The following is a 22335-nucleotide window of genomic DNA, read 5'->3' on the forward strand; positions in this document are numbered from 1 at the left end:
TACACCTACCAACGTTTGTCCGGGGCCGTATCGAGCAACGGCCGCAGGCGTTCTGCAATCGCTTCACGCGCGCGAAATATCCGCGAGCGCACCGTTCCGATCGGGCACTCCATGATGTTGGCGATTTCCTCATAACTGAGCCCATCGAGCTCGCGCAACATGATGGCCGTTCGCAACTCCTCGGGTAGAGCTGCCATCGCCTCTTCGATGGTTTCGCCAATCTGGCGCGTCATCATCAGCCGCTCTGGCGTGTTGATATCGCGCAGTTGATCCCCATCTTCGAAGTTCTCCGCTTCCTCGGAATCGAAACTCGTGGAAGTCGGTGCCCTGCGTCCCTGCGAAACCAGATAGTTCTTGGCGGTGTTGATACCGATTCGGTACAACCACGTGTAAAACGCACTGTCCCCGCGGAACGAACCCAGCGCACGGTAAGCCTTGATGAAGGTCTCCTGCGCCACGTCTTCGACTTCGGCTGAATCGCGAATCAGGCGGGACAACAGGCGATGGAGCTTGCGCTGGTACTTGGTTACCAGCAAGCCGAAAGCCTGCTTGTCGCCGCGCTGCACGCGTTCGACGAGCTGCTGATCGATTTCACGATCGGTCATGGAGTGTTCGTTCTTCCCGGCTATTCAAATGACAAAACACCAGGATTATAAGCGAGCACCCCAGCCCTCACCAAAAGTAGAAGTTAAAAGCACAGACACAGGGCCTGCTGATTAGTTCATACGCTGGCAAGGTCTCTTGCCCCTGTTCGCCCTCGCGCGGCTGCCGCGCTGGCGAGGTGTGCAGGCGGCATCTGCCGTGGCCACGGCCATGCGTGCTATATTTTTGCCTCTTTTCCACGAGCTCGAGCGACATCTTGCTGAAACAGTACGACGTACTCATTCTTGGCAGCGGCGCGGCCGGCCAGTCGATGGCTCTGCGCCTCGCCGACAGCCACAGCGTCGCCCTCGTCACCAAGCGTGAGCTCGCCGACAGCGCGAGCAACTGGGCGCAGGGCGGGATTGCCGCCGTGCTCGACACCGCCGACAGCATCGAAGCGCACATTCAGGACACCTTCACTGCTGGCGCAGGCCTGTGTGACCCGGACGCGACGCGTTTCGTGGTGGAGAACGGCAAGCGCGCGATCGAATGGCTGATCGACCGCGGCGTCCCATTCACCCGTGAGCCGGACACGCAGCTGGGCTATCACCTCACGCGCGAGGGCGGGCATTCGCACCGGCGCATCATCCATGCTGCCGACGCCACCGGCGCCGCGCTGCAGTCGACGCTGTCGGCGCAGGTTCGGGCGCACCCCAACATCGACATCTTCGAGCACCACATCGCGGTCGACCTCATCCTCGGCGACAAGGTCGGCCACTCGGGAGAGGGCTGTCTCGGCGCCTATGTGCTCGATATCGAGGCCGGCAAGGTGTTGACCTTCGCCGCGCGCAACACGGTGCTGGCGACCGGCGGCACCGGCAAGGTGTATCTGTTTACGACCAACCCCGATGTCGCCACCGGCGACGGAGTGGCAATGGCGTGGCGTGCAGGTTGTCGGGTGGCGAACATGGAGTTCATCCAGTTCCATCCGACCTGCCTCTACCACCCGCAGGCAAAGTCCTTCCTCATCTCCGAAGCGGTGCGCGGCGAGGGGGGCTTGCTGAAGCTACCCGATGGCACGCGCTTCATGCCGGAGCACGATGCACGCGAAGAGCTGGCGCCGCGCGACATCGTCGCCCGCGCAATCGATTTCGAGATGAAAAAACGCGGTCTCGATTGCGTCTACCTCGACATCAGCCACAAACCCGCAGCCTGGCTGCACGAGCACTTCCCCAACATCCACGCGCGCTGCCTTGAGCTGGGCATCGACATCACTTGCGAGCCGATCCCTGTGGTCCCTGCCGCGCACTATTCCTGCGGCGGCATCGTCACCGACCTGGCTGCGCGCACCGATGTCCCCGGCTTGTACGCGGTCGGCGAATCAGCCTGCACCGGCCTGCATGGGGCGAATCGACTGGCGAGCAACTCCTTGCTCGAATGTCTGGTGTATGGAGAGGCCGCCGCTCAGGACATCCTCTCCAAGCCCGTACAGGCCGCCCCTGACTTGCCTGCCTGGGATGAGAGCCGTGTCACCGATGCCGATGAGGAAGTGGTGATCTCGCACAACTGGGCGGAGCTGCGGCGCGCAATGTGGGATTACGTGGGCATCGTCCGCACCACCAAACGTCTCAAGCGCGCACAGCATCGCATCCGCTTGCTGGAGCGCGAAATTCACGAGTTCTATTCAAACTTCCGCGTCAGCAATGATCTCATCGAGCTACGCAATCTGGTGCTCACCGCTGACCTGATCGTGCGCTGCGCCCTGAAACGCAAGGAAAGCCGAGGCTTGCACCACTCGCGCGACTATCCCGACTTGCTGCCACGAGCCCGCGCCACGATACTGCGCCCCCCACGCCGGCACAGGCGAAGCTGATCAGTCGCCGCGCAACAGGGCGGATTTGTGCCGCAGCCATATGCGCAGCGCGCGCCACTGCCTCGATGGCGTATTCGTGCGCACCAGCATCAGGCGTTGTCGCACGCGCTCGCGCGTTCCCTCCTGCGCGTCCACCAACACCACCAGCGGCAGCCATAGCGCCCAGCCAAAGTCGACCGCGCCTGCACCCACGCGGTAGTCGAGCACCTCGTCAGCGCACACGCAGGTGAGCATGCCGTCTGCGTGCACGACAAGCGCCTTTCCCGCTTTTGCATGCTCCTGCCTGAGCGCGAGCAGCAGCGAGCCGAACACGCCACACCAGAGCAGCAGGCTCACCCCTCGCAATGGCGACCACAGCACGCCAGGCTGTAGCAAGGCCAGGCTGGGGACATGAAAAAGCGTCCATCCCGCTGCAGCATGCGCTGCGAGGATGGACGCGATCACCAGCTTCGAGGGCTGGAGTGGAATCGTCAGCGGAAAGTGCATGGCATCACCATGCGACATTCACCTCAAAACTTGCGGAACACCAGGGTACCGTTGGTACCGCCGAAGCCAAAGTTGTTCTTCATGGCGAGCTCGATCTTCATGGGCCGCGCAGCATTGGCGCAGTAGTCGAGATCACACTCCGGATCCTGCTCGAAGATGTTCATCGTCGGCGGAGAGATCTGGTTGTGCACCGCGAGCACGGTGAACACCGACTCCAGTCCGCCCGCACCCCCCAGGAGGTGGCCGGTCATCGACTTGGTGGAGTTGACCACCAATTTTCTGGCGACATCTTCACCAAAGGCGAGCTTGATCGCTTCGGTTTCGTTCTTGTCGCCAAGCGGCGTCGAGGTGCCGTGCGCGTTGAGGTATTGAATCTGATCCGGCGTCACACCGGCATTCTGCATTGCATTGAGCATGCTGCGGCGCGGGCCATCGGTGTCTGGCGCCGTCATGTGGTAGGCATCACCGCTCATGCCGAAGCCAGCCAGTTCGGCGTAAATCCTGGCGCCACGACGCACGGCGTGTTCGTACTCCTCGATCACCATCACGCCGGCGCCCTCGCCCAGCACGAAGCCGTCGCGATCCTTGTCCCATGGACGACTGGCGGTGGCCGGATCGTCATTACGGGTGGACAAGGCCTTGGCCGAGGCGAAGCCGCCAATGGCAAGATGAGTCACGGTCGACTCCGCACCACCGCACACCATGACATCCGCGTCACCGTATTCGATCATGCGCGCGCTCATGCCGATGGCGTGCAGTCCGGTGGTGCAGGCAGTCACCACCGCGATGTTGGGCCCGCGCATGCCGAACATGATCGACAGATTGCCGGAGATCATGTTGATGATGGTGCCGGGGATGAAAAACGGCGAGATCTTGCGCGGACCGCCGCCGAGATAGTCGTCGTGTGTTTCCTCGATCATCGGCAAGCCGCCGATGCCCGAGCCGATATTGACGCCGATACGATCGGCGTTGCTGTCATTGACCTCGATGCCGGAGTCGCGAATGGCCTGAATACCCGCAGCCATGCCGTAGTGGATGAACACATCCATGCGGCGCGCTTCCTTGGCGGAAAGGTATTCGGTGACGTCGAAGTTCTTCACCTCACCCGCGATGCGGCTAGAGAACGCGCTCGCGTCGAAACGGGTGATCGGTCCAATGCCGCTCTTGCCGGCAAGCAGATTTTCCCAAGCTTCGGGAACAGTATTGCCGATCGGCGAAATGGCGCCCAGACCGGTAACCACGACTCTACGACGCGACAAGGGCGACTCCGTTGAGATCAATGACATGAAAAGGGGGCAGGCCCGGAAACCGCCTCGGCGGCATCCGGACCGCGGGTACTCAAGCGCAACAAATTACTTCTTGAGATGGGCGTTTACGTAGTCGACCGCCTGCTGCACGGTGGTGATCTTCTCCGCCTCTTCGTCCGGGATTTCGCACTCGAACTCTTCCTCGAGCGCCATGACCAATTCCACGGTATCAAGCGAATCCGCGCCAAGATCATCGACGAACGAAGACTCGATCTTGATCTCCGACTCGTTCACGCCAAGCTGCTCAGCAACGATCTTCTTGACGCGTTGTTCGATGTTCTCCATGAACCAACTCCTTCCGTGAGTGTGACGTGTGTGTTGAAAAAGCCGGCGTATTCTACCAAAAGCCGGCCAAACTACTATCCTGACTGTTCCTCAGGACATGTACATGCCGCCGTTCACGTGCAGGGTGGTCCCGGTAACGTAAGCGGCAGCAGGCGAAGCGAGGAATGCGACCGCAGCGGCAATCTCTTCCGGGCGCCCCAGACGACCCAGCGCAATATTGCCCAGCAGCGCGTCGCGCGCCGCTTCGGGTAGTGCACGGGTCATGTCAGTGTCGATGAAGCCGGGTGCCACACAGTTTACCGTAATGTTGCGACTACCAAGCTCACGCGCCAGCGCGCGCGTCATGCCCGCCACACCGGCCTTGGCCGCGGCGTAGTTGGCCTGGCCGGGATTGCCGGCACTGGCCACCACCGACGTGATGTTGATGATACGGCCATTGCGCGCCTTCATCATGCCGCGCATGACGAGCTTGCTGAGACGAAACACGGCGCGCAGATTGGTGTCGATGACGGCATCCCACTCTTCATCCTTCATCCTCATCGCCAGGTTGTCGCGGGTGATGCCGGCGTTGTTCACCAGGATGCCGATCGCGCCAAAACGCTTCTCGACCTCACCGATCAAGGCTTCACAGGCGCCTTCGGCGGTGACGTTGAGCACCATGCCAGCGCCCTTGGCGCCCGCATCCGCAAGCGCCTTTTCGATCTCGGCCGCTCCCGCATCTGAGGTTGCCGTTCCGACCACCGTGGCACCAAGACGGCCGAGTTCAAGCGCCACCGCGCGACCAATGCCGCGTGACGCGCCCGTCACCAGCGCAACCTGTCCATCAAGCGCAAGACTCATCCCTTACCTCACCGCCACAATCGACTGCTCAAGGCTCGCCGCATCATGCGCCGAACCGCCCTCCACTTCCCTGGCAATGCGCTTGCTCATGCCCGCCAGCACCTTGCCGGGACCGCACTCAATGACATGCGACATGCCACGACCAGCCATGGCCTGAATCAGCTCGATCCAGCGTACCGGCGAGAAGGCCTGGCGCACAAGCGCATCACGGATTTTCTCGGGCTCGGCATAGACCGCGACATCGACGTTGTTGATCACCTCGATCTCCGGCTTGCAGATGCTGACATCGGCCAGGCGCTGCGCCAGGCGCTCGGCGGCCGGACGCATGAGCGCGCAATGGAAAGGCGCGGACACGGGCAGCAGCAGCGCGCGCTTGGCGCCTCTTGCCTTCGCCAGTTCCCCTGCGCGTTCGACGGCCGCTTTCGCGCCGGCGATGACGATCTGTCCCGGAGCATTGAGGTTGGCCGCCTCGACCACCTGCCCCTGGGCGGCCTCGAGACAGAGCTCGCGCACGGCGTCGGCCTCCAGCCCCATGATGGCGGCCATTGCCCCTTCACCCGCGGGCACCGCCTCCTGCATCGCCTGGGCACGAAAACGCACCAGCGGCACGGCATCGCTGAAGGCCAGCGCGCCTGCCGCGACCAAGGCGGAATACTCGCCAAGGCTGTGTCCAGCGACCAGCGCGGGCTTCGGCCCGCCCGCCGCCAGCCAGGCGCGATAGACCGCGACCCCCGCCGTCAGCATCAGCGGCTGAGTGTTGACGGTCAGGGCCAGGCGCTCGGCCGGCCCATCGCAGACCATCGCCCACAGATCCTCACCCAGCGCAGTGGACGCTTCGGCGAAGGTTTCACGAATCACGGCAGACTCACCATAGGCGGCCATCATGCCCACCGACTGCGAACCCTGCCCGGGAAACACCAACGCAAATGCCATGCCTGCTCTCCGCCTCTCAGAAATTGATTTGAATGATCAGAAGTCGATCAGGGCCGCGCCCCAGGTGAAACCGCCACCGACACCTTCAACCATCAGCCGCTGTCCTGCACGGACCTTGCCGGCGCGCACCGCCTCGTCGAGCGCAAGCGGAATCGATGCGGCCGAGGTGTTGCCATGATGATCGAGCGTGGTGATGACCTTCTCCATCGGGATGCCCAGACGCTTGGCAGTGGCCTGGATGATGCGGATGTTGGCCTGATGCGGGATCAGCCAGTCTATGCTGTCCGCGCGCTCGCCGGCCTGCTCCAGTACTTCGTGAGCCACCTCGCCGAGCACCTTCACCGCAAACTTGAACACCGCCTGGCCGTCCATGCGCAGGAAGGGATCACCGGTGATCTGCCCCGCAGCGACGCCGCCGGGCACGCACAGGATGGCGTGATGACTGCCGTCGGCATGCAGCGCCGAGGCCAGGATGCCCGGTCGCTCCGAGGCCTCGAGCACGACCGCGCCCGCCCCATCACCGAACAGCACGCAGGTCGCACGGTCGGACCAATCGAGAATGCGCGAGAACACCTCCGCACCAATCACCAGCGCACGCTTGTGGCTGCCGGAGCGGATGAACTTCTCCGCCACCGACAAGCCGTACACGAAACCACTGCACACCGCCTGCACGTCGAAAACTGCCCCGCCATTGCGGATGCCGAGCTTGGACTGAACAAGTGCTGCCGTACTCGGAAAAATGAAGTCCGGGGTCGAGGTGGCGACGATGATCAGATCGATATCCTCAGCTGTGCAAGCTGCGGCCTCGATCGCCCTTTGCGCCGCCACCACCGCAAGGTCGCTGGCGCCGACGTCGGCTGCAGCCAGATGGCGGCTGCGGATGCCCGAGCGACTGACGATCCATTCGTCCGAAGTCTCGATACCGCGCGCCACCAGGTCGTCGTTGCTCACCGGCTCACCGGGGAGGAAACTGCCCGTGCCCGCGATCCTTGCGTAGATCATGTGTTCACCTCATTCATGCTCGCCATGCGTTCGGAAATGCGTTCGATGAGCCGATTGGACGCGGCATCGGCCGCGCGCGCAAGTGCATTGGCAAAAGCCACCACGTCGGCCGAGCCGTGGCTCTTGAGCACCACCCCGCGCAAACCCAGCAGAGGCGCGCCGTTGTACTGACGATGATCGACGCGCTGCTTGAAGCGCTTGAGCACCGGCATGGCCACAAGCGCCATCAGCTTGCTCAGTGGCGAGCGACTGAATTCCTGCTTGAGGAAGGCGCCGAACATCTGCGCCAGGCCCTCTGAGGTCTTCAGCGCCACGTTACCGACAAAACCGTCACACACCACGACATCCACTGTACCTTCGTAAATGTCGTTGCCCTCGACGTTGCCATAGAAGTTGAGCCCACTGGCGCGCAGCAACTCGCCCGCCTCCTTCACCACGTCGTTACCCTTGATCGCCTCTTCGCCGATATTGAGCAAACCGACGCTGGGACGCTCCTTGTGCTCGATGGCGGCCACCAGCGACGAACCCATCACGCCGAACTGCAACAGATGTTCGGCCGAGCAGTCGACGTTGGCGCCGAGGTCGAGCACATAGGTGTGTCCGGTCATGGAGGGGAGGACGGAGGCAATGGCCGGGCGGTCGATACCCGGCAGCGTTTTCAGCACGAAGCGCGAAATCGCCATCAGCGCACCGGTATTGCCGGCGGACACGGCAGCGCACGCCTCGTCGGCCTTGACCAGGTCCACCGCGACCCGCATCGAAGAGTCCTTCTTGTTGCGCATCGCAATGGCGGGCGGGTCGTCCATGGTGACGACCTGAGAAGCCGGTCGCAGCCTGAGACGGGCTCCGAATTCGGATTGAGCCGCACCGAGCAGAGGCACAATGGCCTCTTCCTGGCCGACCAGAATTACATTTGCAGCAGGACGGCTGCGCAGGAAGGACAGCGCAGCGGGCACGGTCACGACCGGGCCGTGATCGCCACCCATGCAGTCGATCGCAATGGTGACACCCATCGGTATCTCGCGTGACTCAGACGTAGAATTGGGGAATTACGCGGAAAAAAGGCGGCGCAGGCGCAATGCGCCATGCGCCGCCCTCGCGTTCGAGAGGCGGAATTACTCGCCCTTGGCTTTCATGACCTTCTTGCCGCGATACACGCCGCTGGGGCTGACGTGGTGACGCAGATGAACTTCACCCGTGGTCGGCTCGATCGCGAGCGCCGGAGGGGTGAGGAAATCATGTGCGCGATGCATGCCACGCTTCGAAGGGGACTTCTTGTTCTGCTGGACGGCCATTGAAAAACTCCTGATACAAATTGATGCGCCTAGTCTGCGCGATTGCTGCCTCGCAGCGACGCAAGCGCAGCGAAAGGCGATTCTTCACCCGCCCCATTACGGCCCAGGGGCGAGTCACATTTTTCGTGTCGTGGCGCAAGCGGCAATGCAAGCAGAATTTCTTCCTCAAGCAAGGCCATCACATCCAGACCCTCTTCGACTTCGATCGCATCGACCTCGTCGTCTTCCAGCTCTTCGTCCGGGATCTGCTGCCCGGCACGTACCGGCTGCAGAACCGTGGCGATGGCCAGTTGCCAGTCGATGCCATTCAAACACCGCTGGCAGCGCAGACTCAGTGCTCCGTCGATAAGGAGCTTGAGCCGGGGCTCTTCCCTACCGGAAAGCATCGAACTTTCCAACCAACCCTCCAAACGCCAACTCAGCACAGCATTGACGTCTGCCAACGAGTCTTTCAGGCGCGGAAGTTTCGCCACTTCCACCTCACCCGACTGGGTGCGAGCTTCAGCGGCAAAACGAAACGGGTCAATGACTTTGCCCAACGATGCGTTTTGTGGCGACATAAGCCCGGCATGATATTATTTTTTCGGGCTGCGTGTCAAAGCCGTGATGTGCGACCGCCTGTTTCGGCTTCAAGCCGACCGCAGCCTCGAAGGCGCTCAACGCTTCGCACACCTGTCGTTGCAGGGCGCCTTGTCTCCTCACGACACGAAATTTCACCTGTAGCCCATCCCATGAAGCTCGTCCTCGCCTCCACCTCCAGCTATCGGCAGATGCTGCTCGAACGCTTGTCGATTCCGTTCGAGCTTGCCCGCCCCGACACCGACGAAACCCCGCTCCCGGGCGAGCCGCCCGCGACGACCGCGGAGCGACTCGCCGCCGAAAAGGCGCGGGCGGTGGCCGCAGCCTGGCCGGACGCACTCATCATCGGCAGCGACCAGGTTGCCTACCTCGGCGATCAGGTCTTCGGCAAGCCGGGCACCGAATCCCGCGCTGTCGCACAGTTGCAGCAGATGAGCGGACAGACCGTCGTCTTTCACACCGCGCTTGCGCTGCTCAACACCCGCAGCGGCCGCCTGCAGACCGCAGGCATCCCGACCCGCGTGCGTTTCCGCACCCTCACCGAGGCCGAGATCCGCCGCTACGTCGCCAAGGAGCAGCCGCTGGACTGCGCCGGCAGCGCGAAGTCCGAAGGCCTGGGCATCTCGCTGCTCGAGGCCTTGTCGGGCGACGACCCCACCGCGCTCATCGGCCTGCCCTTGATCGCCCTGTCGCGCATGCTGCGCGCCGAAGGTCTGGAACTGCCATGAGCGGCCCCGACAAACACCTGGAGCACGGCACCCTGTTCCTGGTACCGGTCGCGCTCGGCGACACCCCGTGGCCGGGCTTCATGCCGGCGCAGGCACAATCCATCGCCGCAAACCTGCATCACTTCGTGGTCGAAACCGCACGTGCGGCAAGAGCCCACCTCAAGCAGCTCGACTATCCCCACCCCTTGCGCGACACGGACATCCGCGAACTGCCCGCAGACCCGGCCAAGGCGCGGGACGCCGAATTTGACGCCTTGCTCGCGCCCGCACTCGAGGGCAAGGACATCGGGCTCATGTCCGACGCCGGCTGCCCTGCGGTCGCCGACCCTGGCGCGCGTCTGGTGGCACGCGCCCACGCTCTGGGCATTCGGGTTGCCCCCCTGGTCGGCCCATCATCGATCCTGCTGGGCCTGATGGGCTCAGGGCTCAACGGCCAGGGTTTTGCCTTTCACGGCTACCTGCCGGTCGGCGAGACCGAGCGCGACCACAGCCTGCGCGCGCTGGAAGACGAATCAGCACGACTGGGCCGCACCCAGATCTTCATCGAGACCCCATACCGCAACGAGCGCATGTTCGAGGCCCTGCTCAAGACCTTGAAACCCGGCACCCGGATGTGCGTTGCCTGTGAGCTCACCACCCCACGCGAGCTGATCCTGAGCCGCAGCATCAGCGCCTGGAAAAGGACGGATCGCCCCCTGCTCGCCAAACGCCCCACGCTGTTCCTGCTGCTCGCCTGAACTGCGGCCCCGCAATGGCTGTCGGGCTGCTTCAGGCGCGCTCGAGCAGCCAGCGTGCCATGTCGCGCGGCGTGTGCACACAGGCGAGCGGGCTCTCCCTCTCCAGCGCGGCGCGCGGATGAGCACCGAAACTCACCGCCAGGCCAGCAACGCCGGCGTTCTTCGCCATCTGCAGATCATGCGTGGTATCTCCCACCATCAGCGTGGCCGCCGGATCCACACCGAGCTCGTCCATCAGCTGCTCCAGCATTGCCGGGTGCGGCTTGGAAAAACACTCGTCCGCACAGCGGGTGGCGTGAAAATGGGCGCCCAGGCCGGTCTGCACCAGAGCCCGATCGAGCCCGCTGCGACTCTTGCCGGTCGCCACACCCAGCAAACGGCCGCGCGCCGCCAGCTCGGCAATCAGCGTCGGCACCCCCGCAAACAGCTTCAGCTCGTGGTCCTTGGCGAGAAAATGCTGGCGGTAGCACTCGATCATGCGCGGATAGTCCGCCTCCTGCAGATCGGGCACGGCGTGGCGCAGTGCCTCACCCAGCCCCAGGCCAATGACATGGCGCGCCTGTGCGTCGCTGGGCACAGCGAGATCGAGGTCACGGCATGAGGCCTGGATCGCGCGCGCGATGGCTGCAGCCGAGTCGAACAGCGTGCCATCCCAGTCAAAAACGATCAGTTCGAAACGTTCAGCCATTGGCTCCCTCCGCAGCATCCAGGGCATCGACGAAGACTTGCAGCTCCTCGGGCAACGGCGCCTCAAAGGACATCGCCTCGCCGCTCAGCGGATGGTTGAACTTGAGCTGCGCGGCATGCAGGAACATGCGCTTGAGCCCTTCACGCTCGAGCCGCTTGTTGAGCGCGAAATCACCGTACTTGTCATCGCCACACAAAGGAAAGCCGAGGTGGGCGAGATGGACGCGAATCTGATGCGTGCGCCCGGTCTTCAGCTCCACCTCGAGCAAGCTGTAGTCACGCCACCTTTTCACCAGACGCATGATGCTGTGCGCAGCCTTGCCCTCCTCACTGACGCGCACGCGGCGCTCACCGCCGGGAGTCAGATACTTGAACAAGGGAAACTTCACATGCTGCAGCGGGTTGTTCCAGCGCCCGGGCACCAGGGTGAGATAGCGCTTCTCCATGCGCCCCTCGCGCAGCATGTCGTGCAGCGCGGTGAGCGCGGAACGCTTCTTGGCCACGATCAGCAGGCCCGAGGTCTCGCGATCGAGCCGATGCGCCAGCTCGAGCATGCGCAGCTCGGGGCGCTGCACACGCAGCTGCTCGATGACGCCATAGCTGATGCCGCTGCCGCCGTGCACCGCCTTGCCCGAGGGCTTGTCGATGATGAGCAGGGCATCGTCCTCGAACACCACCGGCAGCGCCTTTCCCGCCGGTGCGAGGGCGTCACGCTGCGGCTCGGCGACCCGCAGCGGGGGGATACGCACCTTATCACCTTCGGCGAGGCGATAAGTCTGCTGCACCCGGCCGCCATTGACTCTCACTTCGCCACTGCGCAGGATGCGGTAGATATGGCTCTTGGGCACGCCTTTGGCGATGCGCAACAGGTAATTATCGATGCGCTGACCGGCCGCAGCCTCGTCGATGCGCTCGTGTCTTACCGCAATGCTTTTGCCTTCGATAGGGGTCATGAAATATACTTGCGAGCGGTTGACCCGGTCGCTGCCAGCCAAGTGCATCACGTTGAGGTTTCGTGCATCAAAACGCCGAAGCCGACAGACGACGGCAGACTGCTGGCGATGAGCCCTGAAGAGCGCTCCCGGCGTCACCACTGCCTACCACTCAAAGCCGAAAAAGGCGCCGATGGTAACGCAATCGCCACCTTCGATACACCCATCCAGCCCACGGGTTGGATTTTGACGCGTTACTCGCATTTGCAGGATCAAATGTTCTGGCCCGAAAGCCCCAAACGGCGCACGAGCGGGAACAAGAGAATATCGACCAGCCGACCCATCATAGCCAGACAAACCCGCCGGATGAATACAGAAGCCCCTCCCAGATAGCTCCTGAACCCGGAAAGCGCGATGGTGCGCGCCGTTCGTCCTGCCCGTGCGATGACGCGGGAGAACGATCCATATGAAGCGCATGCTTTTCAACGCGACGCAGGCCGAAGAATTACGCGTCGCAATCGTTGATGGTCAGAAACTGATCGACCTCGATATCGAATCGGCCGCCAAGGAAGAACGCAAGAGCAACATCTACAAGGCGGTGATCACCCGCATCGAGCCCAGCCTCGAAGCGGCTTTTGTCGACTACGGCGCCGAGCGCCACGGCTTTCTGCCGTTCAAGGAAATCTCCCGCTCCTACTTCCAGCCCGGCGTTGACGCCGGCAAGGCCTCCATCAAGGAGGCGCTGCGCGAAGGGCAGGAACTGATCGTTCAGGTCGAAAAGGACGAGCGCGGCAACAAGGGCGCCGCCCTCACCACCTACATCTCGCTCGCCGGACGTTACCTGGTGCTGATGCCGAACAACCCGCGCGGCGGCGGTGTTTCGCGCCGTGTCGAGGGTGACGAGCGCGCCGAACTACGCGAGATCATGGACCAGCTCGACGTACCGCAGGGCATGAGCCTGATCGCCCGCACCGCTGCCATCGGTCGCAACGCCGAAGAACTCGGCTGGGACCTGAGCTATCTGATGCAGCTGTGGCGCGCGATCGAAGGTGCTGCCCAAGGCCAGAGCGGCGCCTTCCTCATCTATCAGGAAGGCAGCCTGGTCATTCGCGCCATCCGCGATTACTTTCAGCCCGACATCGGCGAGATCCTGATCGACACTGACGACGTCTATGAGCAGGCACGCCAGTTCATGGCCCACGTGATGCCGGACAACGTCAACCGCGTCAAGCGCTACAGCGATGACGTGCCACTGTTCTCACGCTTCCAGATCGAACATCAGATCGAATCCGCCTACTCGCGCCAGGTCGGCCTGCCCCTGGGCGGCGCCGTGGTCATCGACCACACCGAAGCGCTGGTGTCGATCGACGTCAACTCGGGCCGCGCCACCAAAGGCTCTGACATCGAGGAGACCGCCTTCCGCACCAACTGCGAAGCGGCCGATGAAATCGCCCGTCAGCTGCGCCTGCGCGACCTGGGCGGCCTGATCGTCATCGACTTCATCGACATGGAGTCGCAGAAGAACCAGCGCGAAGTCGAAAGCCGCCTGCGCGACGCGCTGCGCCACGACCGCGCCCGCGTTCAGACCGGCAAGATCAGCCGCTTCGGCCTGCTTGAGCTGTCGCGCCAGCGTCTGCGCCCGGCACTGGCCGAAACCAGCTACATCACCTGCCCGCGCTGCAACGGCACCGGCCACATCCGCAGCACCGAATCGTCCGCCTTGCACATCGTGCGCATCCTCGAAGAAGAGGCGATGAAGGAAAACACCGGCGCGGTGCACCTGCAAGTGCCGGTCGACGTCGCCACCTTCCTTCTCAACGAAAAGCGCGTCGACATCGCCCGCATCGAACTGCGCCACAAGGTGCAGCTCATCATCGTGCCGAATCGCCACATGGAAACGCCGGCACACGAGATCATCCGCCTGCGTCACGACCAGCTCAACGTCGAGGACATCGCGCTGGCGAGCTACCAGATGGTGCAAAAACCCAGCGAGGAAGAAGGGCGCCTGCCCAACAAGGCCAACGAGCGTCCCCCGCGCCCTGAGGCTGCGGTGAAGGGCATCGCACCCTCGCAGCTCGCACCGCTGGCCAGCACGGCTGCACCTGCCGCTGCCCCCAGCCCCACCACCGCCGCACCGGCGCCGAAAAGCCTTCTGGCCCGCATCATGGGCTGGTTCAGCAGCGACAAGCCACAGCCTGCACCGGTTGAGCTTGTCGTCGATACCGCTCCGAAGCGCGAAAGTCGTGGCCGCAGCGAGCGCAACGGCAGCGACAGCCGCCGCAGCAATGGCAATCGCGGCCGCCGCACTGAGCGCGACGGCGAAACGCAGTCCAGCCGCAGTGCCCGCGGCGAGCGCCAGGACGGCAACGACAAGCCCCAACGCGCTACACCTGCGGCAGAGAAGGCAGAACGCCCCGATCGTGCTGAACGCCCCGAGCGCGGAGAACGCTCCGAGCGTGGCGAGAGCCGCGGCCGTAGCCGTACCCGCCCCGAGCGCAGCACCGAAGCCGCGTCGACCGACACCAGCGATGAGCTGCTGAAGGCCAGCGCAGCCAGCGTAGTGGCGCTGGAAGCCACAGGTGTTACCGAAGCCGCACCGGCTGAAGCCAGCAGCGCGGAGGACGGAGCACCGAGCGAGAAACGTCGCCGCCGCGGCCGTGGCCGTGGTCGCCGTAGCGGTGAGGCACAGACGGGCGCAACCCAGGCTGGCGAGGACAACGCGTCCGCACAGGTCGATCATGTGGAGAAGCTCGACGAGCTCGTCGCGGCACCGGATGCGCAGGCTCAGCCAAGCGAGACGCAGATCAGCGCGCCTCCCCTGGTCGAAGCGGTTCAAGCCGAAGTCGCCGTTGCGACGCCTGTCGCTGTCACTGAGCAGGCCACTGCTGCTGAGCCGGTTGCTGCTGAACCGGTCGCTGCTGAACCGGTCGCTGCTGAGCCGGTTGCGCGGGAGTCGGTGAGCGAGGCTGTCGAACTCGCGGCGCCGACGCCTGTTGCGCAGGAGCCCGCAGCTCTGCCGCTGCCCGTTTCGGAAGCTGCAAGCAGCGCGCAGGTGAGGTTTGAACCCGCGAGTGAAGCCCCTGCTCCGCTCAAGGTCGAAGCCCGAACCGAGCTCGAGACCAAGGCTGAAGAGCCGCAAGCTGCAGTCACAGAGGCCCCAGCCGTAGTCACAGAGGCCGCAGTTGCAGCCCCAGCGCCTGACATCGCGAGCGCAGCAGCCGTGACGGCTGAGGCGTCTGAGCCTGAGCAGCCCGCAGTGACCACCGCAGTCACCACGACTCCCTCGCTGATCGAGCGTGCGGTGAGCGCGCACGCCAGTGAAGCCGCTGCCATGCACGAAGCTCCGGCAGCCACCGCGACCGCAGCAAGCGCAGCCGTCGCCAGCGAAACCCCTGCCACGCAGGCGCCTGAAGCCCCAGGCTCGACGATCAAGCCCGAGGCAGCACCAGCAAGCGGGCTGATCATGATCGAGACCGACCCCGACAAGCGTGCCTCCTTCGGCACCGGGGCACCGGAACAGCCCGTCCGCCTTGGCCGCAAGCCCCGTCCGGCGCCGGTCGTGGTTGAAGAGCCGCTGCAACAGGTCGAGACCAGGTAAGCGTCGCGTCCTCGCGCACCAGTAAAAAGGCCATCCGCAAGGATGGCCTTTTTACATTCATGCTCCGCACAACTCGCTCACCACCTCTGGACTCAAGCGCTCAGGCTTGTGCCCTCAAGGCTTCGAGCATGCCCTGAACCCCGTCCTCACACATATCGAGCACCGCATCGAAGCCCCGCGGTCCACCGTAGTAGGGGTCAGGCACCTCGTCGAATTCGCTGTCGCGGGCATACTCCATGAACAGCCGCAAACGCGGTCGATAGACCTCCGGACACAGCCGCTGCATGATCTCCAGATGCCCTCGGTCCATTGCCAGGACGAGGTCGAAGCGCTGAAAATCCAGCACTTCCAGCTTGCGCGCACGTAGATCGGCAAGATCATAGCCGCGCAACTGGGCCACCTTGCGCGTGCGCGGATCGGGTGCCTCGCCGGCGTGGTAGCCATTCGTACCGGCGGAGTCCACCTCGATCGCGTCAGCAAGCCCCGCGGCCTGGATGAAATGGCGCGCCACTGCTTCCGCCGTCGGCGAACGGCAGATATTTCCCGTGCATACGAACAGGACTCTGGTCATTGCGCCCCTCCTCCGTCAAACACTGCCGTGCTGGTCTGCGCCAAATACACGCTGACGCAGCTTGAACAGCTCGTCACGTGCCGCACCGGCCTTCTCGAACTCCAGATTGCGGGCATGCTCCTGCATCTCCTTCTCGAGACGCTTGATCGCCCGCCCCAGCGCCTTCTCGTCCATCACCGCATAGTCGGCGCCTTTCTCGGCCACACGTGCGGCGTCACGCTTGGCCCCATCCGAATCATAGACACCATCGATCATGTCCTTGATGCGCTTGCTCACTGACTTCGGCACGATGCCATGGGCTTCGTTGAAGGCAATCTGCTTCACCCGGCGGCGGTCGGTTTCGCCGATCGCCGCCTTCATCGAATCGGTCATGCGGTCGGCGTAGAGAATAGCAGTTCCGTGCAGGTGGCGAGCCGCGCGGCCGATGGTCTGGATCAGGGAGCGCTCGGAACGCAGGAAGCCCTCCTTGTCGGCGTCCAGGATCGTCACCAGCGACACCTCGGGAATGTCCAGACCTTCGCGCAGCAGGTTGATGCCGACTAGCACGTCGAACTCGCCCAGACGCAGATCACGGATGATCTCCACGCGCTCCACGGTATCGATGTCCGAATGCAGATAGCGCGCGCGGATGGCGTTGTCGGCCAGATAGTCCGTCAAGTCCTCCGCCATGCGCTTGGTCAGCACGGTGACCAGCACGCGTTCATTGACCACCAGCCGCTTCTTGATCTCGGAGAGCAGATCATCCACTTGCGTCAGCGCCGGTCGCACCTCGACCCTGGGGTCGATGAGCCCGGTCGGGCGCACCAGCTGTTCCACCACCTGACCCTGGTGTTCGGCCTCGTACTTAGAGGGCGTTGCCGAGACGAAGATCGTCTGCGGCATCAGGCGCTCGAACTCATCGAACTTCAGCGGCCGGTTATCCAGCGCCGAGGGCAGGCGAAAGCCGTAGCCGACGAGGTTTTCCTTGCGCGAGCGGTCACCCTTGTACATGCCGCCGACCTGGCCGATGGCGACGTGCGACTCATCGATGAAGAACAGCGCATCCTGCGGCAGATAGTCGATCAGCGTCGGCGGCGGCTCACCCGGGCCACGCCCGGACAGATGGCGCGAGTAGTTCTCGATGCCCTTGCAGAAACCCATCTCGTTGAGCATCTCGAGATCGAAGCGGGTGCGCTGCTCGATGCGCTGCGCCTCCACCAGCTTGCCCTCGCGCTGAAAGAAGGAAATGCGCTCCCTCAACTCCTCCTTGATCGCCTCGATCGCCTGCAACACGGTCGCGCGCGGGGTCACGTAATGGCTGGAGGGATAAACGGTGAAGCGCGCCATCCTGTGCTTGAGGTGGCCGGTGAGCGGGTCGAACAGGGTCAGGTGCTCGATCTCATCGTCGAACATCTCGATGCGCACCGCCAGTTCGGCGTTTTCAGCCGGGAAGACGTCGATCACGTCGCCGCGCACCCGAAAAGTGCCACGGCGGAAGTCAATGTCGTTACGGGTGTACTGCATCGCCACCAGGCGCTGGATGAGATCACGGTGCGCGATGTGTTCGCCTTCGCGCAGATGCAGGATCATGGCGTGGTAATCGACCGGATCGCCGATACCGTAGATGCACGACACCGTGGCCACGATCACCACGTCACGGCGCTCCATCAGGCTCTTGGTCGCCGACAGCCGCATCTGCTCGATGTGCTCGTTGATCGACGAATCCTTCTCGATGAACAGGTCGCGCGAGGGCACATAGGCCTCGGGCTGGTAGTAGTCGTAATAGCTGACGAAATACTCCACCGCGTTCTCGGGCAGGAACTCCTTGAACTCGGCATACAGCTGCGCCGCCAGCGTCTTGTTCGGCGCCAGCACCAGCGCCGGGCGCCCCATGCGGGCGATGACGTTGGCCATGGTGTAGGTCTTGCCCGAGCCGGTCACACCCAGCAAGGTCTGGTACATCAGACCATCTTCCACCCCTTCGCACAGCAAGCGGATGGCCTCGGGCTGATCGCCGGCGGGCGCAAAGGGCTGATGCAGCCGGAACGGACTGCCCTCGAAGCTGATCACCGGCACATCCGCCACGCGCTCGGCCCCACTCTGTCCCGCGCGCTTGCTTTCGTGCCCGGCCTTGCTGCCTTCGTTGTCGCGTTCACTCGCCATGCTAAAATTCCTGCCTGCTTTCGCGCCGCACACCAAAATCGGTTGCGGCAGACGAAAACATCGATTATTTCCCAAATCGCAGCACAAGGCACGGCACTTCGCCGTTCCCGCGTTGCGACCCCACTGCTTACCACTGGAACGACTGGAGTTCTCATGTCCGCTTCGATCTTCGCCGCCGTCGAGATGGCGCCCCGTGACCCGATCCTTGGCCTGAATGAGGCCTTTGGCGCCGACACCCGCGCCGAAAAGGTCAACCTCGGCGTTGGTGTGTATTACGACGACAACGGCAAGATCCCGCTGCTGGCCGCAGTGCGCACGGCCGAGAAAGCCCGCCTCGAAGCCATGCCGCCGCGCGGCTACCAGCCCATCGAGGGTCTCGCCGCGTATAACAGCGGCGTGCAGAACCTGCTGTTTGGCAAGGATTCGGAGCTGGCCAGCAGCGGCCAGGTTGTCACCATCGAAGCCCTTGGCGGCACTGGCGCACTGAAAGTCGGCGCCGACTACCTCAAGCGCCTGCTGCCCGGCGCCAGCGTCTACATCTCCGACCCGAGCTGGGAGAACCACCGCGCGCTGTTCGAGTCCGCCGGTTTTCAGGTCAACAACTACGCCTACTACGACGCCGCCACCCGCGGCGTGAACTTCGCCGGCATGAAAGCCAGCCTCGAGGCCGCGCCCGCCGGCTCCATCATCGTGCTGCACGCCTGCTGCCACAACCCGACCGGTGCCGACCTGTCTGACGCGCAGTGGGACGAAGTGGTTTCCGTGTGCCGCAGCCGCGGCCTGGTGCCCTTTCTCGACATGGCTTATCAGGGCTTCGCCGACGGCATCGACGCCGACGCAGTTGCAGTGCGCGCGTTCTCGGCCAGTGGCCTGCAGTTCTTCGTCTCCAGCTCGTTCTCGAAGAGCTTCTCGCTCTATGGCGAGCGCGTCGGCGCGCTGTCCATCGTCACCGCCAGCAAGGAAGAAGCCGGCCGCGTGCTGTCACAGGTCAAACGCGTCATCCGCACCAACTATTCCAACCCGCCCATCCACGGCGGTGCGATCGTCGCCGCCGTGCTCAACTCGCCCGAGCTGCGCCAGATGTGGGAAGACGAGCTCGCCGGCATGCGCGAGCGCATCCGCGCCATGCGCACCAGCCTGGTCGAGCAGCTCAAGGCCGAAGGCGTTGCGCAGGACTTCTCCTTCGTCATCGCGCAGCGCGGCATGTTCTCCTACACCGGTCTTAGCGCGGAACAGGTCGAGAAGCTGAAGGCCGACTTCGGCATCTATGCTGTGTCGACCGGCCGTATCTGCCTGGCCGCGCTCAACACCAGGAACATCAGCTACGTCGCCAAGGCGATCGCGCAGGTGATCAAGAGCTGAAGCAGCGGGGTGTCGGACGAGCTCAACCAATAAAAAACGAGCCCATGACTTGACGCAAATGCGCGCCCTGCCTACAATGCGCGCCTCTGTTCCTCGATAGCTCAGTCGGTAGAGCGCCGGACTGTTAATCCGTAGGTCCCTGGTTCGAGCCCAGGTCGAGGAGCCAAGTTTCAACACTTGGTGTTTCGCAAGGGAACAGCAAGTTGCAAAAAGAGTAATTCCTCGATAGCTCAGTCGGTAGAGCGCCGGACTGTTAATCCGTAGGTCCCTGGTTCGAGCCCAGGTCGAGGAGCCAGAAAATTCAGCACGAAAAAAGGCTTTTGGTGAATTCACCAAAAGCCTTTTTTCGTTCCGTCTGCCTTCCATGCGCTGCATCGCGCGCACCACCAGGCGAGCCACAGCGAAGTTATGTACGCCAGCGCACAGACCCGCGAGCGAAAATGACCGACGGTGACAGACGGGTGCCTTGACCAGGCATCACTGAACTACGCGCGCTCAATCCATGGATCGACGTTGGAAGGCGCACCCAACCACAGGAATTTGTCTGAACGCTGGCCAAGGCTCGAATCCACAGCATGGAGGGAGAGTGACCTTGAACGATGCTGCGCTTCATGTCTTCCTGATCGCGGACAACGCCGCTGACGCTGAAGTCGTCGAAGCTGCGCTCACGCAAGAGCGCAGCATGCCTTGTCGGGTAGAGCGCGCGCCCAGTCTCGCTGCAGCATTGAACCGCCTGGGCAAAGTCAGCTTCGATGTCATCTTGCTCGACCTTGGCTTGACCGATGGCAAGGGCCTGGGGAGTTTCGAGTCCGTCCGCGCGGCGGCACCCAATGCCTTGATGCTCATCCTGTGCTCGGGCGACGACGAGTTGCGTACGCAGCAGGTGCTGGCTTGCGGTGCTGATGATCATCTCGACAAGGGCCGACTCGACCCCTACTGGCTACCGCGCACCCTGCACTACCTGATCGAGCGCAAAGCCATACGGCTGGCCCTCACCCTCAGCGAAGCGCGCTTTCGCGCCATGAGCGATGCCTCTCCGCTTGGCATCTTCGTCTCCGGCATCGATGGCGAATGCATCTATACCAACGCCGCTTACCACCAGATCTCGGGCTTGAATCTGGAACAGACCCTGGGTACGAACTGGAGCATGGCGATCCATCCGGACGATCGCCAGCAGGTCTTGCAGCAATGGCGTACTGCAGCGCTTGGCGGAGCACCGTTCAAGTCGGAAGCCCGTTTCCTGCGCGCTGATGGCAGCGTCGTGTGGACGCGCTTGCACGCGGCAAGCATGCACGATGGGCGCGAGCTGCGCGGCCATGTGCAGACCGTTGAAGACATCAGCGCACGAAAAACAGCCGAAGATGCCTTGTTTGAAGAGAGAGAACGCGCACTGGTAACACTCAACTCGATTGGTGATGCGGTGTTGAGTACCGATCTGACGGGCAATGTGAGCTATCTGAATCCGGCTGCCGAAGCGATCACCGGCTGGCTTCAGGCAGAAGCCATCGGCAGACCGCTTACCGAGGTTTTCCGCATCATTGACGGGGCCACAGGCGAGGTCGCGCCCAATCCGGCACAACGAGCGATCGAGGAGAATCGCACGGTCGGGCTGGCGGCCGATACCGCCCTGCTGCGTCGCGATGGCCGGGAGTTGGCGATCGAGGACTCCGCGGCGCCGATTCACAATCGGAACGGACGGGTTACCGGGGCTGTCATCGTCTTTCGCGACGTCAGCGAATCACGCAGCATGGTGCTGAAAATGGCGCACATGGCCCAACATGATGTCCTTACCGGCTTGCCCAACCGAGCCTTGCTCAACGACCGCCTTGCGCGATCCATCGGTCTCGCTCAGCGCCATGGCAAGCGGGTCGGGCTTATGTTTCTCGACCTCGATCACTTCAAGCGCATCAACGATTCGCTCGGGCATGCGGCGGGCGACGAACTGCTGCAACTGGTCGCAGAGCGCCTGATGCTGTGCGTCCGTAGCACCGACACTATTTGCCGACTGGGGGGAGACGAGTTCGTCATCCTGTTGGGCGAACTCGAAGCGGGCCACGATGCGGCGCTGATTGCCGAGAAACTGATTGATGCCTTTGTTGAACCTTGCTTGATCGCCGATAGAGAGCTTCACGTTTCCATGAGCATCGGCATCAGCATCTATCCGGATGACGGCGACGATATCGATGCCGTGATGAGAAATGCCGATACAGCGATGTATCAGGCCAAGGCCAGTGGCCGCAACAATTTCCAGTTTTTCACGCCAGCAAGCCCGATGCTGCAAACATCTTCGGCACCGTGATCAGCATGGGAAAGAGCCTCAAACAGCGCATCCTCACTCAAGGCGTACGGCTTCGCCGGATGGCAGCCGAACACGATAGAGCCCCACCTGGCCATCC

20 protein-coding genes and 2 tRNA genes are annotated in these 22335 nt (G+C 63.2%); 8 read left to right on the forward strand and 14 right to left on the reverse strand.

Going from position 1 to position 22335, the window contains the following annotated elements; all coding sequences use genetic code 11:
• Positions 1 to 5 precede the first annotated feature (5 nt).
• Positions 6 to 605, reverse strand: a complete 600-nt coding sequence (gene rpoE, locus M622_RS27715; RefSeq protein ID WP_021248875.1) for an RNA polymerase sigma factor RpoE — start codon at positions 603 to 605, stop codon at positions 6 to 8.
• Positions 606 to 859: 254 nt separating this feature from the next.
• Between rpoE and nadB the strand changes: the two genes are divergently transcribed.
• Positions 860 to 2455: an L-aspartate oxidase gene (gene nadB, locus M622_RS27720; protein WP_021248876.1), complete on the forward strand. Its 1596-nt coding sequence runs from the start codon at positions 860 to 862 to the stop codon at positions 2453 to 2455.
• Here nadB and M622_RS27725 read toward each other — a convergent pair whose 3' ends face one another.
• The 9 genes from M622_RS27725 to M622_RS0120105 form a co-directional block, all read right to left on the reverse strand.
• On the reverse strand, positions 2456 to 2941 hold the full coding sequence (locus tag M622_RS27725) for a hypothetical protein (protein ID WP_157281984.1): 486 nt from the start codon (positions 2939 to 2941) through the stop codon (positions 2456 to 2458).
• Between the two features lie 23 nt (positions 2942 to 2964).
• A complete protein-coding gene (gene fabF / locus M622_RS27730; protein WP_031346613.1) occupies positions 2965 to 4200 on the reverse strand; it encodes a beta-ketoacyl-ACP synthase II in 1236 nt (411 codons plus the stop codon).
• A 93-nt stretch (positions 4201 to 4293) separates the two neighbouring features.
• Positions 4294 to 4533 (reverse strand): acyl carrier protein, encoded by a 240-nt coding sequence (gene acpP / locus M622_RS27735; RefSeq protein WP_021248879.1) that lies wholly within the window; start codon positions 4531 to 4533, stop codon positions 4294 to 4296.
• 90 nt (positions 4534 to 4623) lie between these two features.
• Positions 4624 to 5373, reverse strand: coding sequence for a 3-oxoacyl-ACP reductase FabG (gene fabG, locus M622_RS27740; RefSeq protein ID WP_021248880.1), 750 nt, complete (start codon positions 5371 to 5373; stop codon positions 4624 to 4626).
• A 3-nt stretch (positions 5374 to 5376) separates the two neighbouring features.
• Complete coding sequence (gene fabD, locus M622_RS27745) at positions 5377 to 6306, reverse strand: ACP S-malonyltransferase (RefSeq protein WP_021248881.1); 930 nt, start codon at positions 6304 to 6306, stop codon at positions 5377 to 5379.
• Between the two features lie 36 nt (positions 6307 to 6342).
• Positions 6343 to 7308, reverse strand: coding sequence for a beta-ketoacyl-ACP synthase III (locus M622_RS27750; RefSeq protein ID WP_021248882.1), 966 nt, complete (start codon positions 7306 to 7308; stop codon positions 6343 to 6345).
• Positions 7305 to 8321: a phosphate acyltransferase PlsX gene (gene plsX / locus M622_RS27755; protein ID WP_021248883.1), complete on the reverse strand. Its 1017-nt coding sequence runs from the start codon at positions 8319 to 8321 to the stop codon at positions 7305 to 7307. The genes M622_RS27750 and plsX overlap by 4 nt, the downstream gene beginning before the upstream one ends.
• Before the next feature lie 102 nt (positions 8322 to 8423).
• Positions 8424 to 8603 (reverse strand): 50S ribosomal protein L32, encoded by a 180-nt coding sequence (gene rpmF, locus M622_RS27760; RefSeq protein ID WP_021248884.1) that lies wholly within the window; start codon positions 8601 to 8603, stop codon positions 8424 to 8426.
• Between the two features lie 29 nt (positions 8604 to 8632).
• Positions 8633 to 9142 carry a YceD family protein gene (locus tag M622_RS0120105; RefSeq protein WP_306415633.1) on the reverse strand — a complete coding sequence of 170 codons (510 nt, stop codon included), beginning with the start codon at positions 9140 to 9142 and terminating at the stop codon, positions 8633 to 8635.
• A gap of 192 nt (positions 9143 to 9334) precedes the next feature.
• Here M622_RS0120105 and M622_RS27765 point away from each other — a divergent pair, with 192 nt between their 5' ends.
• Both M622_RS27765 and M622_RS27770 read left to right on the forward strand, forming a co-directional pair.
• Positions 9335 to 9910 carry a Maf family protein gene (locus M622_RS27765; protein WP_021248886.1) on the forward strand — a complete coding sequence of 192 codons (576 nt, stop codon included), beginning with the start codon at positions 9335 to 9337 and terminating at the stop codon, positions 9908 to 9910.
• Positions 9907 to 10647 carry an SAM-dependent methyltransferase gene (locus M622_RS27770; RefSeq protein ID WP_021248887.1) on the forward strand — a complete coding sequence of 247 codons (741 nt, stop codon included), beginning with the start codon at positions 9907 to 9909 and terminating at the stop codon, positions 10645 to 10647. Before M622_RS27765 ends, M622_RS27770 begins: the two co-directional genes overlap by 4 nt.
• A gap of 31 nt (positions 10648 to 10678) precedes the next feature.
• Here the strand turns inward: M622_RS27770 and M622_RS27775 are convergent, their stop codons facing one another.
• Together M622_RS27775 and M622_RS27780 are read right to left on the reverse strand one after the other, a co-directional pair.
• Positions 10679 to 11335 (reverse strand): HAD-IA family hydrolase, encoded by a 657-nt coding sequence (locus M622_RS27775; RefSeq protein ID WP_021248888.1) that lies wholly within the window; start codon positions 11333 to 11335, stop codon positions 10679 to 10681.
• Positions 11328 to 12287 carry an RluA family pseudouridine synthase gene (locus tag M622_RS27780; RefSeq protein ID WP_031346617.1) on the reverse strand — a complete coding sequence of 320 codons (960 nt, stop codon included), beginning with the start codon at positions 12285 to 12287 and terminating at the stop codon, positions 11328 to 11330. The genes M622_RS27775 and M622_RS27780 overlap by 8 nt, the downstream gene beginning before the upstream one ends.
• A 445-nt stretch (positions 12288 to 12732) precedes the next feature.
• Here M622_RS27780 and M622_RS27785 point away from each other — a divergent pair, with 445 nt between their 5' ends.
• Positions 12733 to 15864 carry an Rne/Rng family ribonuclease gene (locus M622_RS27785; RefSeq protein WP_021248890.1) on the forward strand — a complete coding sequence of 1044 codons (3132 nt, stop codon included), beginning with the start codon at positions 12733 to 12735 and terminating at the stop codon, positions 15862 to 15864.
• Positions 15865 to 15964: 100 nt separating this feature from the next.
• On the opposite strand, the gene M622_RS27790 is transcribed toward M622_RS27785, so the two are convergent.
• Positions 15965 to 16435 carry a low molecular weight protein-tyrosine-phosphatase gene (locus M622_RS27790; protein ID WP_021248891.1) on the reverse strand — a complete coding sequence of 157 codons (471 nt, stop codon included), beginning with the start codon at positions 16433 to 16435 and terminating at the stop codon, positions 15965 to 15967.
• 15 nt (positions 16436 to 16450) lie between these two features.
• Positions 16451 to 18577, reverse strand: a complete 2127-nt coding sequence (gene uvrB, locus M622_RS27795; RefSeq protein WP_021248892.1) for an excinuclease ABC subunit UvrB — start codon at positions 18575 to 18577, stop codon at positions 16451 to 16453.
• 153 nt (positions 18578 to 18730) lie between these two features.
• Here uvrB and M622_RS27800 point away from each other — a divergent pair, with 153 nt between their 5' ends.
• The 4 genes from M622_RS27800 (at position 18731) to M622_RS27815 (ending at position 22238) form a co-directional block, all read left to right on the forward strand.
• Positions 18731 to 19939, forward strand: a complete 1209-nt coding sequence (locus M622_RS27800) for an amino acid aminotransferase (protein WP_021248893.1) — start codon at positions 18731 to 18733, stop codon at positions 19937 to 19939.
• 90 nt (positions 19940 to 20029) lie between these two features.
• Positions 20030 to 20105: transfer RNA gene (locus M622_RS27805), tRNA-Asn, on the forward strand.
• A 53-nt stretch (positions 20106 to 20158) separates the two neighbouring features.
• Positions 20159 to 20234 (forward strand) — tRNA-Asn (locus tag M622_RS27810).
• 207 nt (positions 20235 to 20441) lie between these two features.
• On the forward strand, positions 20442 to 22238 hold the full coding sequence (locus M622_RS27815; protein ID WP_245543048.1) for a diguanylate cyclase domain-containing protein: 1797 nt from the start codon (positions 20442 to 20444) through the stop codon (positions 22236 to 22238).
• Positions 22239 to 22335 lie beyond the last annotated feature (97 nt).

It is taken from the genome of Thauera terpenica 58Eu (genome assembly GCF_000443165.1).
GTDB lineage: Bacteria > Pseudomonadota > Gammaproteobacteria > Burkholderiales > Rhodocyclaceae > Thauera > Thauera terpenica.